The following is a 16,885-nucleotide window of genomic DNA, read 5'->3' as shown; positions in this document are numbered from 1 at the left end:
ACATTACTAGGGAGCAGTTGGATTAAAGACTGGGGGCAGGTCAGCCGAAATGCAACATTACAGATTGGGTATTGTTGTCCTTTTCATCTTGGGCCTAACTGGATGCCAGGTATGGCAAGCTCAGGATCTTGAGAGGCTTGACGCAACAGCGGCGCTACCGAACCAGAGCGAGCCAGGCAAAGTACAGATCCGTTACTGGGATAATGTCGCAGGTGCAAAGGTGGAGGCACTGACAGCCCTGGCAAGCTACCCCGATTCCCCAACAGAGACTTCAGAACTCCAGCAACTTCAGTCACTGGCGAATCGATCGGACAACTATGGAGCGATGATCCAGGGGTTCATCGCCCCACCCTCCACCGGAGAATACCGTTTTTTCGTCAGCGGTGACGACGAGACCCAGCTCTTGCTCAGCACAGATGAAACCCCAGCCAATGCCGAATTGGTTGCCAGCGTCCCGAGCTGGACGTACCGCGAAAGCTATAACCAGTACAGTTCGCAGCAATCCGGTGTAAGGATCCTCGAGGCGGGAAAAAAGTATTATTTCCAACTGGTTTTTAAGGAAGGCATTGGCGATGACCACTTCAGTGTCGCCTGGGAGGGCCCCACCTTCTCGATGACAGTCGTTGACTCCTCCGCACTCTACTCTTGGGCCAAACCCATTTACGCCTCCGATGAAGAAGCCGAAAAAGCCTATTCGCTGGGATATCGGGTCGGTTTCACGGATGGCAAAGAAAACCTTGCCTTTGATCCAGGCTATCCTCCGCTCGACTCCGACCAGGACGGCATCTATGACAACTGGGAAGTCGTCATGGGACTGGACCCGAGCAGTGCTGCGGATGCCAGCGCCGATCCGGACAACGATCTGCTGACGGCGCTGGAAGAATTTAGCCTGGGTACGCGTGAAAACAACACCGACACCGATGCCGACGGAATACCCGACGGCGCTGAATACGCTTATGCCCTGGACCCGCTTGATGCATCAGACGCCAGCGCTGATTTTGATGGCGATGGCATCAGCAATTACGAGGAATACGTTGCCGGCACCAAACTGGACGATCCACAGGACTACCCGGTTGTTGAATCTCCCCTCGCACCTGGTTTTGTGGGTCAGTATTTCACTGGCATGGCCTTCGATCAGTTTCTCCTGAACAAGACCGAAGAAGCGCTCAATTTCAACTGGTCCGCCGACGCTCCCTTTGCCGGTGCCCCTGAAGAAAGGTTCAGTGTGCGCTGGTACGGTGTGTTCACCGCACCGCACACCTCGGGCAGCCGTGCTTACCGATTTGAACTCCGCACCGACGACGGCACTCGCCTGTTCTTGGGGAATGAGGAAGTGATCAGTTCCTGGGTAGATCGGGGACCAACAACCGATGTTATCGAGCGGTCCTTCAACGCCGGGGACGAAATACCGCTACTGGTTGAATACTATGAAAACACCGGTGGTGCGGTCGCCCAATTAGCAATATCGGATGTGCAGACTGGTGAGGTATTGGCCACCACGGAAGTCATCGGATCACCGGACCTTTCTCTTGAGTCTTCCACTGATGCCGACGCGGACGGCCTTCCTGACACCTGGGAGCTGGCCTTTGGTACCAACATCCTTGTGAACGACAGCGCCGAGACGTTCAATACCGCCGGAATAACAGCGCTTGAAGCTTACCAGTCCAACCTCAATCCCTGGACACTTGAACCTTTATCGGAATCTCCCCCATCGGAAGATACCAACGGCTCTGTCGAACCAGAGCCCATCGGGAGCGTAACACTGACCTGGACCGCGCCCTCCACACGTACCGATGGCAGTTCCATTTCACTGAGCGAGATTAGTCACTATATCCTGAGCTACGGCCAATCCGAGACCAATCTTGACCAGACTGTGAGGGTTGAAAGTGATCAAACCAGCTACACCTTTGAGGGACTGGCGCCCGGAACCTGGTATTTCAGTATCCAGGTGACGGATACAAGCGGGCTGAGCAGCCAGACATCGGAGCCGGTCAGTCAAACGGTTCAGTAAGCGCGGGATCACGGCTGTATATTCTGGCGCCACTTGTACTATACTTCGTCCTCCTCCGAGGACACGGGTATCAAGGACGAGCAAGTGGCCCAGACCAGACGTATCGGACACTTTATTGAAACTGGAATTGCAGGCGGTGCCGAACAGGTCATGATGGACCTGGCAAGATTCACCATCGAAACCCGTCCGGATTTCAGCCCCGTTATTCTCCACTTCGACCATCCCTGGATTCGCGAACATTGTGAGCGGCATGGTATCGAAGATCAGGTGATCCCGTTCCAGAGAAATTTCAAGAGCACACTTCGCCTGCCCCTGTTCGCACTCGAATTCTCTCGCTGGCTCAGACAGCAACGGATCGATCTCCTTCACAGTCATCTGTTCGGGCCCATTACAGGCGGCGCCATGGCTACAAGGCTGGCAGGCATACCCCATGTTGGCACCCTGCACGACGTCTACATGGTGGAAGAAAAACCCGTACGCCGGTACCTACTGAGACTGGCTATTCTACTCGGCACCCAGTTGGTCACTGTTTCTCGTGATATGGAAGCATTTTACCGGGACCAGTGCGGCCTAAATGCCAAATCCCTGCAGACGATCTACAACGGACTGCACGTTCCCTCGTATCCGGCGACCTCTCGACCCCGGGCCTCACGGGCGCCACAATCCAGGCTAACCATCATCTGTGTAGGCCGATTGATCAAGCTTAAAAATGTGGATCTCGTTATCGAAGCCGTCGCTGAATTGTCAAAGACCTTCCCGATAGCGCTCCGGATCCTTGGAGAAGGCCCCGAGTTGGAATCCCTTCAGCAAATCGCCGGCAAGGCTGCCGATGCCGGTGTCGTCAGTTTTGAAGGTGTTCAGAGTAACGTGGCGCAGTGGCTGGCCGATTCCGATGTTTTTGTCCAGTTCTCATCCACGGAGGGGCTTTCTCGAAGCGTACTTGAAGCGGTTGCCTCCGGCTTACCTGCCGTGGTCAGTGACGTAGGTGGTAACCGCGAAATGGTACATGACAGCGTCAACGGATTTCTGGTTGCCAGCAACGACCTGACAGGCCTTAAACAGGCGTTGTCCAAGCTCCTGGAAAACAGCGATCTCAGAGAGCAGTTTGGGCAGGCCGGCATGGCGATTGCGAGGCGCACGTTTTCACGAGAAACGTGTAACAATGCCTATATAGAACTGTATAAAAGGCTCATCGGCACTGTAGAGTAAAATTTACAGACCAATAGGAAAGGAAGCTATGACAGACGAATTCAGAAGTGTTTGTGTAGTAGGTTTGGGCTACATCGGGTTACCGACTGCCTCACTCCTCGGGACAAAAGGATTTGATGTGCTTGGCGTTGATGTGTCACAGCACGTTGTCGACACCATCAACGAAGGCAACATCCACATCGTTGAACCTGACCTTGATATTCTCGTCAAATCCTCCGTCAACGCAGGCAAACTGAAGGCGTCAACCACACCCCAGGAATCGGATGTCTTCATCCTTGCGGTGCCAACACCATTCAAAGATAACAACGAACCGGATCTTCACTTTGTCGAGCAAGCGACAAAAACCATTGCGCCTTATGTGAAGCCGGGAAACCTGGTCATTCTCGAATCAACCAGCCCCGTCGGCACAACCGAGCATACCGTCGCCAGAATTCTCGCCGAGCACGGGCTGGATATCGAAAAGGATGTTCTGGTTGCCCATTGCCCGGAACGAGTCCTACCAGGACGGATATTGATCGAATTAGTGGAAAACGATCGCATCGTTGGCGGCATCAATCCAATAGCCACGGCTAAAGCAGGCGATTTCTATCGCTCCTTTGTCCGCGGGGAAGTGCTCGAGACCAACGCTGCAACGGCGGAAATGGCAAAACTCACCGAAAATGCCTTTCGTGATGTAAACATCGCGTTCGCCAACGAAATTTCAATGATTTGCGACAACCTTGGGATAAACCCCTGGGAACTCATCGAACTTGCCAACCGTCACCCACGGGTGAATATTCTACAACCCGGCCCGGGGGTGGGCGGTCACTGTATTGCTGTCGATCCCTGGTTCATCATCGCCAGCGATCGCGACAATTCCCGGCTGCTGCAATCAGCAAGGGCTGTGAACGACCGCAAACCGGAATGGGTGATCGAGAAAGTGCGGCAGAAGGCGTCCCGCTTCAAACAACCTACCATCGCCTGCCTCGGGCTCGCGTTCAAAGCCGATGTGGATGACCTTCGGGAATCACCAGCCCTGCGTATTGTCCACCAGATCCAGAAAGATAACGTAGGCGATGTGATCGTGTGCGAACCCAACATCAAATCCCATCCGGACTTTGAACTGGCTTCCATGGAAGAGGCATTGGCGGAGGCCGATATCGTGCTTCTGCTGGTAGACCACAAGCAGTTCCGAAGACTAAAAGCCTCTGATATGAAAGAAAAAATCCTCATCGACACCCGAGGTGCCGTGCGCTAGGAACGAATCATGAAGCGAATTCTTACTGTTTTCGGAACACGGCCGGAAGCCATAAAAATGGCGCCTGTTGTCAAGGCTATTGAGGCCAGTCCTTATCTGGAAAGCGTGGTTGCGGTTACCGCGCAACACCGGGAAATGCTTGACCAAGTTCTCGGGCTTTTTGGCATCACCCCGGATTACGACCTTAACCTCATGCAACCCAACCAGGACCTTTTTGACATAACGGCAAGGGTCCTGACCGGAATGAGAGATGTGCTGCGTAAAGCCCGACCGGCGATGGTACTCGTCCACGGCGATACTACAACCTGCTTTGCAACCGGACTAGCGGCCTTTTACGAAGGCATCCCGGTAGGACATGTAGAAGCCGGACTGAGAACAGGCGACATTAAAGCTCCCTTTCCCGAGGAAGCCAACCGGACCCTGGTGGCCCGCATTACCTCACGACACTTCGCGCCCACCGGGGGGGCAGAAAAAAACCTGCTGGCAGAAGGCGTAAAGCCCGAGAGGATCACTGTTACCGGAAACACGGTCATTGATGCATTACTGGAAGTCCAGGCCCGGCTGAAAGACTACGATAACGAATTCTGGAACCAGTCTCTTGGTTCAGGACTGGTCACAGCAATACAGAATCGCAAAGGGCCGATGGTGCTCATCACCGGCCATCGACGAGAGAACTTTGGCCAGGGCTTCGTTGATTTCTGTGCCGCCATATCCAACCTGTCTAAACGTCACGCTGACTGGCTCTTCGTCTACCCGGTCCATCTGAACCCCAACGTACAAAAGCCCGTGAAGGAGAGCCTCGGTAGGCTTGAAAATGTCATTCTCACCTCACCCACCGATTACCTGCCATTTGTATGGCTGATGGATCAATGCGATCTGGTGTTGACCGATTCCGGCGGTATCCAGGAAGAGGCCCCTTCCCTTGGGAAACCGGTTGTTGTCACGCGGGATGTCACGGAAAGACCGGAAGCCGTGGAGGCCGGCACTGTTCAACTCGTTGGCACCAGCCGTCCGCGCATTGAGGAAACCATTGAGACCATACTGCTGGACGCATCCGTCTATAACCGGATGTCCAAAGCCCATAACCCTTACGGGGACGGACGCGCAGCCAGGCGTATCGTTGAGATTCTGATCCGGGAAAACCTGACGTGAGTGCCGGAAGACTTCTCTCCGGATCAGGGCTGCGGACCATCGCCCTCCTGACCGGAATGGGCATCTCCTTCTTCATGATGCCCTTTTTGATCCGGAGCCTTGGTGACCACTGGTATGGGCTCTGGATTCTTGTGGCAAGCACCCTCGGATTTTACGGCGTGTTTGATATGGGCCTCGCCAGCGCCACACAGCGCTACATCTCCCATGCGCTGGCCACTGATGATCATGATCGACTCAATACCATCCTGTCCAACTCTCTCTTTATATACTGCATCATTGCCGCATTTGCAGTTGTGGCGACCGTTATCATTTTTTTCTGTGCGCCCTTGTTCTTCGATTCATCAGAAGACACAAAAACCTTTCAGTTTATTATTTTCGTAATGGGCTGCACATTTGCCATCCATTTCGTCATGAACGCCTATTACGGAATCCTGAGTGCCTACCTCCGGTTCGACATACAGGCCATAGTGGACATCATCAAAACCGTCCTTCGGGCCTCCTGTATCTACCTGATCTTCCAATTGAATCCCAGCGTCATCAACCTCGCACTCATTACAGTCCTCTTCGATCTTGTCGCGCAATACCTGATTCTCAAGGCCGCACAACGGGAAGCCAAGTGGATTTCTCCCAGCATGACATTCGTTAGCAAGGACGGCATCCGGGAATTAATGGGGTTCGGGATAAACAGCTTTATCATGTTTATCGGCCAACAGACCCGAGACAGGGGCCCCCACTTTGCCATTGCCGGCATCCTGTCTATCGCCAGCGTAACCCTGTTCCAGATTGCGTCTCAGTTAATCCAATACCTCAACCAACTTCAATCCAGCCTTCTTGGCGTGCTTATGCCCTCGTTTACTCGACTATACGGCGAGGAAAAAAATGAGGAACTCCTCAGAAATTACCTTTTCTCTTTGAAGCTATCTGGATTAACAGCGTCTTTCCTCTGTGGAGGGATTATCACCCTCGGTGATAGTTTCATAACCTTTTGGATAGGGCCGGGTTACGACCAAGCCTATAACGCCGTTGCCTTAATGGCCCTCGGCTATTTCTTTGTTCTTCTCCATTATCCAAGCTTTCAATTGCTGGTTGCACTAGCAGAACATAAGAATTTTGCACGATTCGAGGTTACCGAGGGACTGCTACTCGTTATTGGGTCTATTGTATCGGGCATTTTTTATGGTATCTCAGGCGTAGCTACAACTATTGGAGCCTTATTGGCGGTTAGCCGATTTGTTGTTATGCCACTTCTTGTACGAAACGCATGGAGAACAAGCGATCTAAGCCTGTACATTAACGTAACTAAGATTACTACTATTTCAATAATCGTCCAAAGTACAGTATTTCTTATAATCCACTTTTTACTCCCTAACCGAACATTCCTTGAACTATTACCCTATGCGGCTTTGTTATATACAATTGGCTTAGTCATATTTGTACTAGCAGCCACCAATAAAACTGAGAGAAACTGGATCCAAAACTTTCTTCTTTCGGCAGTGCAAAAACCAAAGGGATCACAAAGACCATGAGAATACTTGCGTTCCCCTATCAAGGAATAGCTTATACCACCTCATTCTATGAGGCCATCGAGAATCAAGGTGTAGATGTGATTGAGGGTCGATGGGAAGGCCATTGGATCCTCGAGAACGTAAACAAAGAAGATGTGATTCATATTCACTGGCCGTCTTTTTTGTATAAAACGCAAGGATCGATAACTGATATCATCAGAGGCTTTCTTAGGTTTTCTGTTTTGCTTATCATCTGCAAACTTCGCGCAGGTCAGATTTGGTGGACTGCCCACAATCTATATCCACATGAGAGATCAAAGTTCCCCTTTCTTGACTCCGCGGCTCGTCGATTTTTGATTTTTCTTTGTCGAGGAATCTTGGTTCACGGAAACGAAGCAAAAAGCTTACTCATTCAAGAGTTTCCATCCTCAGCTAAAAAGTGCGTTACGATCCCACATGGAAACTGGATTGGTAGATACCCGCCAGGCCCAAACAGAGGAATGTCTAGAGACAGTTTAGATATCGGACCAGAAGTTGAATTTGTTTATCTCCTATTCGGCCAATGCCAGCCCTATAAAAACATTTTGACTTTAATTAGGGCTTTTAAAGAAACTGCAAAAGCTAATGATCGCTTAATTATCGCAGGACGCTTTTCAACTGAACAGTATTATAAAGATTCACTTCTAGAGTCAGAAAACGATCCTCGAATATTAATACATAATAGATTCATACCAGATGAGGTTGTTTCAGTATATTTCAATGCCTCAGACATTATGTGCATACCGTATTCAGAGATCCTTACCTCTGGAAGCGGTATGCTTGCGCTTAGCTATGGCCTCCCTGTACTATCTATAAAAAAGGGCTACTTAAAAGACCTCATACCAGACTACTGCGGTATTTTGATGAAGAACACTAATTTCGAAGATGTTTGCTCAGCTCTAGTTAATTGCAAGAGCAGGAAATGGGATTCAGACAAGATAAAAAGTTATGCACAGCAATTTGAATTTTATGACGCAGCATCAATATATCTAGAGGCGCTATCAAGACAAAAGGAAACGTCACCGTGAATAAGATGAATGTTGTTTGGTTATCTCATTTACTGCCATTTCCGCCCAAGGGTGGAGTACTCCAGAGATCATACAACTTATTAAAAGAGGTCTCAAAGTATCACGACGTTCATCTCATCGCTTTTTCGCAAGAATCGTTACTCAAAATTCATTACAGCACTACTTCAGAAGGTATAAATGACACTACCGAAAACCTTAAGTCGATTTGCAAGTCGGTCACATCAGTACCAATGCCATTGTCGTGGGCTCCATACACAAAGAATTTACTAGCATTTTTTAGCTTATTCTCAAGATATCCTTATACAATAAATTGGCTTAATTCGAATTCGTATCGCGAGTTGATAATAGAGATTCTGAATAGGGAATCAATTGATTTAATATACTGTGACACTATAAGCCTCGGAATTTACCAAGATGTATTTGGAGAAATTCCTTTTGTTATTGGTCATCACAATATTGAATCCGATATGATGTTTAGACGAGCAGAAAATGAAAGCAACTTTATTAAAAAACTATATTTTCAACTTGAGGCTAAAAAAATAGAAAAGTACGAGAAGGAGCTTGGACAAACAGCAAAACTAAATGTCACTTGTTCCGATCTTGACACCGAACGTCTAGGTTCATTAATACCAGATAACGAAATAGTTACAGTACCTAATGGGGTTGATTTATCATATTTTTCCGCAGAGCCAAAACATATTACGAACAAAGATTCTATTAATTTCATATTTGCAGGAAGACTGAATGCCTACACTAACTCCAAGGCTGCGATCTTTCTAGCAGACTCAGTCTGGCCAATGTTGAAAAAAGCATTCCCAGGCTCGAAGTGCTTTATTGTAGGATCAAGCCCCCCACTTAGTTTGGTAAAAAAAGCTCAAAGTGACGACTCCTTAATCGTAACAGGGTTTGTGGAGGATGTGCGTGATTACTTGAGGGAAGCCAACATATACATATGTCCAATAAACGATGGCGGTGGTACCAAGCTAAAAATTTTAGACGCGCTAGCGATGGGCATCCCAGTAATAGCTGATCCCATCGCGTGCGAAGGCATCGAAGTGATCGAGGGCAAAACCGTATTCTATGCGCAGGATCCGGGACAATACGTACAGCACGCGAGAAACCTGATTGATCATCATGATTTGTATGTCGATGCCAGCAGAAACTCTATCGCCCTGGTGAGGGATCTGTATTCATACGCTGCGATAGGAGAATCTTTTGCGCAACACCTACTCCATACCAGATATTGTTGCGCTCACCGGCCACAGGCGCAGTAGCCGCCTGTTTTTAGATACAGAAGATCTTAACCTTGGCTTTTTATGAGAAGCAATTCGTTGCTCGACCTCGAATGCTCACCCATAATTCGTGTAGGTCGTACCGGTTTGATCGCGGTACCTTACCCTTTGTGTATTATCGGGATGTAGCGCTTATGAAAGTTAGTTATAACGTATTTCCGCGGCTAGCTGTGATCCTTTTGATGGCCGTTTTCGCGTCGCCTGCCTTAGCGAAAGAACTCTTCGTCTCTCCATCTGGCGATGACTCAGTGACTTATAACGACAATAGTATAGACAACCCTTGGCGGACGGTGACTAAAGGAATTTTTAACCTCAAGGCCGGGGATGTTCTTCAGATCAGGGGGGGGACATATTACCCAACAGCTCCCCTTTTGATTCGTAGTGATTATTCCAATAAGACATACGGCGGTGATGATTCATTTACGATGAACGCCGAGACAGGCACATCGACCAGCAACAAGGTCATCGTTCAAGGCTATAGGGATGAAGAAGTGACTATAGATCTGTCAAGATCGTCTTCTCCAACTTTTATCGAAATCGATGATAAGGATTATTGGGAGTTTCGAGATTTCAAAGTTATAAACGGCGGAGCAATTTTCGTAGTGGGTAAAGACGGTCCGGCGAACCATATCGTTTTTGACAGCTTGGAACTGCGCTCCACTTCCGGCGGTGATAATTCAGGCACAATAAAAATTACCAGTTCCTATGCTGACCACATCACCATAAATAACTGCATAATTTATGGACCAGGCACTGGCTCTTCTGTTCATCTTAACACCTCAGCGATTTTCGCGCGCTTGTTAAACAATCTAACCATAACAAATAATCTGATTGCCAACGCGCCATATGGAATTTACTACAAACATCGGACTGAAGTTGATGAAGACACAACTGACATCCAGATTCGCAACAACATAATTGACAATACTTCACGCGCAGCAGCTCAACTGGAAACAGTCGGAGCTGTAATAGCTAACAATATAGTGACTCCCAAAAATGCGTCCATGAAATTCAATGAGGCTGCTGGCTCGCCAGGTGGAGACAAAAACCTGATACTTCACAACACCTTCGGTGTAAAACTTGAATTGCGCTGGGATACTCAGGATGGGGATCCCCTACCCGGCGCTTTAGAGAATACCGTTAAGAATAATATTTTTCTTGCTCCGCTCGATATTCATTGGTACTCAGACACCAACCACTTCACGACATCAGACTACAACCTCTTTTCTGGAGAGTATGCTGTGGGTGAAAACAGGCTCACCTACTCGCTCAGTGAGTGGCAGAATCATAGCGGCCAAGATAGAAACTCCTTAGAAGGGGCTGCATCTATGAGCGGACAACTTTCTACATCACCGGCGGACTATCGGCTCGTTGATTTCTCAATTGGTTATAAAGCCGCTTCGGACGGAAGAAACATGGGAGCGGATGTAGATACTGTTGGTCCAAGCGCTTTGTCATCAGTAATCGCAAGGCCTGAAGCTCCAACATTATCCATTGACTAGGCCGCGAGATTATCAACGATCGCATGCAACTCGGGAACGTTCATTCGAGTTGCATGCCGCAATACCGCCAGTCCTTATCAGGCATAATCACATATGAAGGTACCGATTAAGGCCGGCCCGCTCAACTCTCAATCGATTAGCAACAACCAACTTCGTACTTGAGAACCTCCACAAAATTGCGTCACGAACTTGCCAATCTAAAACGCTTCTACTAAGAGTTAAATAATAGGAGCAAAACTCTAGGGAAGGCTCAAAATGCGTGACGAAAAATCTGACTCCCAGTTCGTTGAGTGGTCAAGCGGAATACACCCAGACGACTACGACGTTTCCGAAGTGGCGGCTTTTCTCAACAAGCAAAACGGAGAAAAATTGAATGGACTAGACGTAGGGGGCGGAATTGGTTCCTACGCAAAAGCTCTGGCCTCTCGCTGCAACCGCAGTGTAGCGATCACAGTCGTCGACCCAGGAAAGCTAGTCCAGGAAAAATTCCTTGAGTCTGATGATCTTAATCTTGTTTCACAAGACTTCCTAGAATTTAACACCGATTCTAAGTTTGATTTCATCATCCTGAAAACCGTTCTACACCATATGATTGGGGCCGATGAGCAGTCCACAACGGCCAATCAAGTTGATGTTCTAAAAAAAGCAAAAAGTTTGCTTAAAGAAGATGGTCTAATCGTTGTGGAAGAAAACTACTTTGACGGATGGTTTAACTCGGATTTGCCTGCACGCCTGATCTTTTTTTTGACTCGGCAAAAACTTATTGAGCGCTTGGTGCGATGGCTAGGAGCAAACACTGCAGGAGAAGGAGTTCGGTTCCGAAGCACACTTAGCTGGGAACGTATATTCAGAGACCTCGGGCTCAAAACAGTCCACGAGCAAACGAGCCCCACTTGGGGAAGTGGAGGGAATTACATCTATTGGCAGCTTCAACGTCTTTTACTGATGTGCACCCGTAAATACCAAAGCATCCGAATATTAAAAAAGGCAACACAAGTTGAAAACTGACGTAGCAATTACATATTTGACATAGCTTTGACGCAAGCATTCCTGACCTTACTATTAAATGCCGAATAATTAAATTTCTCATTCGCCATCCTTAGACTTTGCTCCTTATAGCATGGAAGTGTTGTATCTCTTTCCCTATGCAAGGTTTTTATCGCCTCGCGCCAGTATTCGGGCGGGTCATAATACCCGAAAAGCTTGCCGTTAGTGCCGGACTTCACCAATTCCCCTTGCGCCCCGCATTCTCTGGCAAAGATTGCCAGACCTTGAGACATGGCCTCGGCAATGACAAGACCAAACTCATCCTTCCAAGACGGGAAAAGCAAGACATCCGACAGCCGCATCTCATGAAAAACGGCTGATTGATCCAGACCCTCCAATACCTCTACCCCATCCAACATAGCCAAGGCTTTCGAAGACGGATCATTCGAAACCACTTTTAAATTAGCTATTCTAGAGAGCTCGTCCGAAAATACCTTTTCTAGAAAGTCACCACCTTTTCGAGCAAAATCGTTACCTACGAAAATTAGATTAATCTTGTCCCGAGGCCGTTTAGCTCTTACGCATTCCATTTCAACCTGTTTAATTTCTTGAGGAGGATACGCAACAAATATCGAATCCGCCTCAACACCATAATCAACGATCAAACTCTCTTTGACATAGCTACTCATCGCAATAAAGCTATGAGCTTTTGACAAGACTCTCCTAAACAGGAAATAGTCAATTACCTTGCTTGAAAAGCTTTTTAGTAATGATCGAGCATTATTTTTTTCAACTCTTCTTTGGCCCTTTAAAGACGTTACCGGAGTAGCGTCCAGGACAATTGTAAACCTCTTCGTTCGTAGGTACCGGTACAAAAAAAGCGAAAGCTGGTGGCCAATGATTAAAAAATAATCAACACCTTCAAGCCCGTTTACTTCACGTTCTACTTTTGCCCTCATAAGGCTAGCTGCGGTCAAGGCATCGCTTATTCGAAAGACACGAGGCACTTGGAAATATTCGTAGGTATCATAATCGAATGTAACCGTCTGACAATACCCAAAATCTAAACCAGATTGCTCTAAAGCGCTTAGTACATAACGTGAATAATTTTTCCAACCTAGAATCTGTGTTGCAACAATCAACGTTCTCAAAACGAACTCCCCCTCGCCCCAACCTTAACTAGCGCCTAAAACCGCGTCATAAAATGAGACAGTGCGCTCAAGGTACTTCTCCATGGAAAACTCGATCCTATACCTTTCGTTTGCCTTTTCTCCATACCTGGCGCGCTTCACAGAAGAATTCATTAAATCCTCCAGCTTATCCCTAAGGTCATCAATGTCTTCGGGTTCAACTAACACACCGTCTTCACCATCATTGATCACTGTAGGTATCCCGCCCACTCGAGACCCAATGCGAGCTTTTGACGCGGCAGCAGCTTCTAAGAGGACTCTACCCATCGCCTCTGTGCGGGAGGGTAGTACTAATACTGCACAGGTTCCTATGTGGTAAGGCATTTGGCTGTGATCTACCGGTTCATGGATCTCAATCTGTTCACACCCGTCAATAGCGTCCTTCAAAAGTGATTTGTCAGGATAAAATCCTAGTATTTTAACTGACCAATCCGGATACCGATGCGCCAATTCGCGGAATGCAGCAATCAAAACGTCGACCCCCTTTATATAAAAAGGGAATCCTGCCAACAAAATGACCTTCTGTTCATCGAGGTTATAGAACGCACTCCCGTCAACAAAGTCCGGAAAAACATCCACCACACCATTGGTGGTAGGAAACTCGCTGATCTGGTTTTCAAAAAGAAGCTTTATACCCTGAGCACGTTTTAACGAAAACTTCTCAAAAGCGAAGCATGCACGCCGTTTAACCATCTTATATATGGGATTGGAAATATCATGGTAGATCCAAGGATTGTCATAGCAACCATTTACTTCCACAATTACTTTCGTTTTTGTTAATTTCCCCAAGATCGTAGCCATCACGCCGGTTTTCAAAGGATCGTATGAAATTAAGAGATCAACTGGCCGACCGGAAGACCGAGCTCGGAAAATCAATGCCAATGCAGAAAAAAACATCTTAATATAAGTTAAAGTCCGCTTTCCAAGAGGATCATTGAAGCATTTAACCCCAAAATTTTCATAAAATTTCTCTTCTGAAGACGGCCCACTAGTAAAAAACCATCCGCTGAAATTCTTAGACAAAAGCTCACATCTACTTTTGAAATCCTGTTCAATATTATATTTTGGGCCCGGCGCAAAAAAAATAATATTTTTCATGTATTATCTAAACCAATGTCCAGTTTAAGGCTATTGTGTACAGCAACTGAGAGTCCAACCAAATGCCAGAGCAAAGGATAATAAAGCACCGAAATGAAGGCGCCACTCACAAGAACTCCCATTAGCGAACACGTTAATGCCTTCGAAAAATCAATATAAGACCCAATTTCGCGCTGCAATCTAACACGCTTTAGGTTTTTCATTACTCGAAAGAGAATTAAACAAAAAAGCAAAATACCCAGACTGCCTAGCTCGGGTATCAATGTAAAATACAAAGAATGCGATTGTCTACCAGCTCTTCCGCGGGCACCTTCCTCATAATATGGACTGAGATGAAAATACTCGCCAGATCTCCAAGGATAATTGTTGGGCCCCACACCAAAAAACGGATTATCTTTATAAATTTCAATGGCAGTTGTCCAATGCAGGAACCTTAAATTCCTTGTTGAATCTTCTTTGTCAGTTATCGTCTGCATATCTGCGATATAGTTCTTTGGTAGGAAGCTTCCAACAACGCCAGCTAGCAGAAAGGAAATGCATATAGCAAGCAGGGTATTCCGGATCGGCTTTTTCGAGAAAAGTATCAGCAAACCCAAAACCGCAACCAATCCCAAAAGACCGCCTCTTGAGAAGGTTGTAATAACTGAAATTATAGCGACCAGGAAAACCGTGAGATAGACTAATTTCTTTTTTAGGGAGTTTTCACTCCTTGCGAGATAAAAGGAAAATGGCAACAAGGTAACTAAGACCAATGCGACATCGTTTTCGTCTCGAACAAAGCCACCAGGACCTTTTCCACCGTGAGTTAACACCCATATAGACAACAGAAAGGAAACAAAGCTAAATAGCTTGAAAATGAAGGCTATGTCCTTCTCTTTTTTTATTAATATGATAATGGCGAAAACACTTACAAAAACCATCGACATTGACTTGACAGTTTGGAAAGCGTGGAAATTATTTACCGCAAAAGGGATCCATAACGCCATGTACACCCAAAGAATCAGAAGCGATAAAGTCACCCGATCCAAATTAAGCCGTTTCACGTTCTGTATGAACAACACCGACAAAATAATCAGAAGAATCATCGGAAGTTTAAGGGGGCCTATAAACGGCAAATAACTGTCCTGAGGTCGAACGTACTCAAAGATCAAATAAAGTCCGAGAACGAAAAACCAGAACCCACCAAATTCTGTTGATGTCTTTTTCCTAACGTTCATTTGGTCTCACCAAGTTTTCGGCGAGATTCAAATAAAGTCTATTTTGATATTCTCGTGAATAGTTACTTTTTACGTCATTAGGCGGGATATAATTGCAAGGTCCATTTTCTACGATTTTAGTTAATGCAGTCGTTATCTCCTGGATGTTATCATTTACCGACAATCCCAGCTTTTCATCCACAACCAAACCATGCAAATCGGAATCTGGCTCCGATATAACAAATTGAACGCCGTTGAATTTAAGATAGTCAAACGTCTTTGCTGGTATCTGCATTTTTTGTTTTTGAGCCAAATTAAGAAATAGGTTATATTTCTCAGTTTCTTTCTCGAGCTTCTCAGAATCACTATACCCTCGAAAACTTACCAAATCGGCGATTCCGTTTTTAATGCAGAACTCTCTTAAGTCATAACCATTCCAAGTATCATCACCAAAGAAATCAAATTTAAAATTTTGAGTAGATGCAACTCCGTCTTCCTTCAATTTTTTTACAGCTAGAAGAAAATTTATCGGACTTCTATTAAAGTACAACGTTCCCGCATACATTCCGGATAATTCAGTGAAACTCTTTTCCTGATGTGGAATAGGGTTTCCATCATAGCCGTTAAATATTACTGATATTTCTTCCTTCGACATATCGAAAGAATGACTGATAGAATCTTTAAGAGACGGCGCCGTTACGACTATTAAGTCACTTTTTTCGTAATACTTTTTCTCAAAATAGTCCTCAACAGAAACACGAAGCTTTGTCTTACACTCTGGATATACAGATAACCATTGAGATATCGGATCACGAAGATCAATAATCCACCTTGATTTAAAAACCAGTTTCGCCACTAAACCAACCATATGAACGGATGCGGGCGGGCTTGAACTAATTATAAGATCGTATTTACGACCTATCACCCTGAAGCATAGAAGATAGTTAATAGCTAAAAAAATCCAGGATTTGTTGGCATCGAAAAGTGATTGCATTGAGAGAATATATCTACGGAGATTTTTCCATAAAGACTCTTCGTTTTTTCGTTTTTCGGCCACTTTCTCAAAAGATTGGGTTTGAGCTTCAAGGTTGGGCCTGCCTTGAGTTCCTTTTAAGCGCTTATATAATCGCCATAGAGGGCTCAGGAATCCCGGGTGCTGATAGACGGAAAACACACGGCCATAATACTTCCGCGATCCCAGTCTATCCTGTTCTGCGTCTCGGCCTAACTTCTTGGTTAGGACATCAACTTCCCACCCATTAGATACGAGCGCTTTTGCAAGCTGTGTAGTTCGCTTTGCCCCAACGGCTCTGTCTGGGTAAAAGTGGTACGAAATCAGTAAAACACGTTTTTTCATTACTACCGCGATCCCTTGCAAGCCTTTCAGTTTAGTGCGTGAATAGTGCCACGACTAATGCTGTCACGTCCTGTGGACTGCT

General features: G+C 46.5%; 13 protein-coding genes. 9 read left to right on the top strand and 4 right to left on the bottom strand.

Annotated features, from left to right (window positions below):
- Nucleotides 1–220 precede the first annotated feature (220 nt).
- From A8B84_RS03115 to A8B84_RS03075, 9 genes are all read left to right on the top strand, one after another.
- Complete coding sequence (locus A8B84_RS03115) at nucleotides 221–2,011, top strand: PA14 domain-containing protein (protein ID WP_227512732.1); 1,791 nt, start codon at nucleotides 221–223, stop codon at nucleotides 2,009–2,011.
- 84 nt (nucleotides 2,012–2,095) lie between these two features.
- Nucleotides 2,096–3,220, top strand: coding sequence for a glycosyltransferase (locus A8B84_RS03110; RefSeq protein WP_064228370.1), 1,125 nt, complete (start codon nucleotides 2,096–2,098; stop codon nucleotides 3,218–3,220).
- Nucleotides 3,221–3,248: 28 nt separating this feature from the next.
- Nucleotides 3,249–4,457, top strand: a complete 1,209-nt coding sequence (gene wecC, locus A8B84_RS03105) for a UDP-N-acetyl-D-mannosamine dehydrogenase (protein WP_064228369.1) — start codon at nucleotides 3,249–3,251, stop codon at nucleotides 4,455–4,457.
- A 9-nt stretch (nucleotides 4,458–4,466) separates the two neighbouring features.
- The gene (gene wecB / locus A8B84_RS03100; protein WP_064228368.1) at nucleotides 4,467–5,609 is read left to right on the top strand and encodes a non-hydrolyzing UDP-N-acetylglucosamine 2-epimerase; all 1,143 of its coding nucleotides are present in this window, start codon (nucleotides 4,467–4,469) and stop codon (nucleotides 5,607–5,609) included.
- Nucleotides 5,606–7,135, top strand: a complete 1,530-nt coding sequence (locus A8B84_RS03095) for a lipopolysaccharide biosynthesis protein (RefSeq protein WP_064228367.1) — start codon at nucleotides 5,606–5,608, stop codon at nucleotides 7,133–7,135. The genes wecB and A8B84_RS03095 overlap by 4 nt, the downstream gene beginning before the upstream one ends.
- Nucleotides 7,132–8,181 (top strand): glycosyltransferase, encoded by a 1,050-nt coding sequence (locus A8B84_RS03090; protein ID WP_064228366.1) that lies wholly within the window; start codon nucleotides 7,132–7,134, stop codon nucleotides 8,179–8,181. Before A8B84_RS03095 ends, A8B84_RS03090 begins: the two co-directional genes overlap by 4 nt.
- 5 nt (nucleotides 8,182–8,186) lie before the next feature.
- Nucleotides 8,187–9,455 carry a glycosyltransferase family 4 protein gene (locus A8B84_RS03085; protein ID WP_227512733.1) on the top strand — a complete coding sequence of 423 codons (1,269 nt, stop codon included), beginning with the start codon at nucleotides 8,187–8,189 and terminating at the stop codon, nucleotides 9,453–9,455.
- Nucleotides 9,456–9,607: 152 nt separating this feature from the next.
- On the top strand, nucleotides 9,608–10,975 hold the full coding sequence (locus A8B84_RS03080; RefSeq protein ID WP_064228364.1) for a NosD domain-containing protein: 1,368 nt from the start codon (nucleotides 9,608–9,610) through the stop codon (nucleotides 10,973–10,975).
- Between the two features lie 255 nt (nucleotides 10,976–11,230).
- The gene (locus A8B84_RS03075) at nucleotides 11,231–11,983 is read left to right on the top strand and encodes a class I SAM-dependent methyltransferase (protein WP_064228363.1); all 753 of its coding nucleotides are present in this window, start codon (nucleotides 11,231–11,233) and stop codon (nucleotides 11,981–11,983) included.
- 8 nt (nucleotides 11,984–11,991) lie between these two features.
- Here A8B84_RS03075 and A8B84_RS03070 read toward each other — a convergent pair whose 3' ends face one another.
- Genes A8B84_RS03070 through A8B84_RS03055 form a run of 4 tightly spaced genes read right to left on the bottom strand, consistent with a single transcriptional unit; the run spans nucleotide 11,992 to nucleotide 16,803 of the window.
- Nucleotides 11,992–13,113: a glycosyltransferase family 4 protein gene (locus A8B84_RS03070; RefSeq protein ID WP_064228362.1), complete on the bottom strand. Its 1,122-nt coding sequence runs from the start codon at nucleotides 13,111–13,113 to the stop codon at nucleotides 11,992–11,994.
- A 24-nt stretch (nucleotides 13,114–13,137) separates the two neighbouring features.
- A complete protein-coding gene (locus tag A8B84_RS03065; RefSeq protein ID WP_064228361.1) occupies nucleotides 13,138–14,250 on the bottom strand; it encodes a glycosyltransferase family 4 protein in 1,113 nt (370 codons plus the stop codon).
- Nucleotides 14,247–15,467: an O-antigen ligase family protein gene (locus A8B84_RS03060; RefSeq protein WP_064228360.1), complete on the bottom strand. Its 1,221-nt coding sequence runs from the start codon at nucleotides 15,465–15,467 to the stop codon at nucleotides 14,247–14,249. Before A8B84_RS03060 ends, A8B84_RS03065 begins: the two co-directional genes overlap by 4 nt.
- The gene (locus tag A8B84_RS03055) at nucleotides 15,457–16,803 is read right to left on the bottom strand and encodes a glycosyltransferase (RefSeq protein WP_064228359.1); all 1,347 of its coding nucleotides are present in this window, start codon (nucleotides 16,801–16,803) and stop codon (nucleotides 15,457–15,459) included. The genes A8B84_RS03060 and A8B84_RS03055 overlap by 11 nt, the downstream gene beginning before the upstream one ends.
- Nucleotides 16,804–16,885: the final 82 nt, after the last annotated feature.

Source organism: Marinobacter sp. EhC06, assembly GCF_001650915.1.
Taxonomy (GTDB): Bacteria; Pseudomonadota; Gammaproteobacteria; order Pseudomonadales; family Oleiphilaceae; genus Marinobacter.
This window is presented reverse-complemented; position numbering and strand designations above follow the sequence as displayed.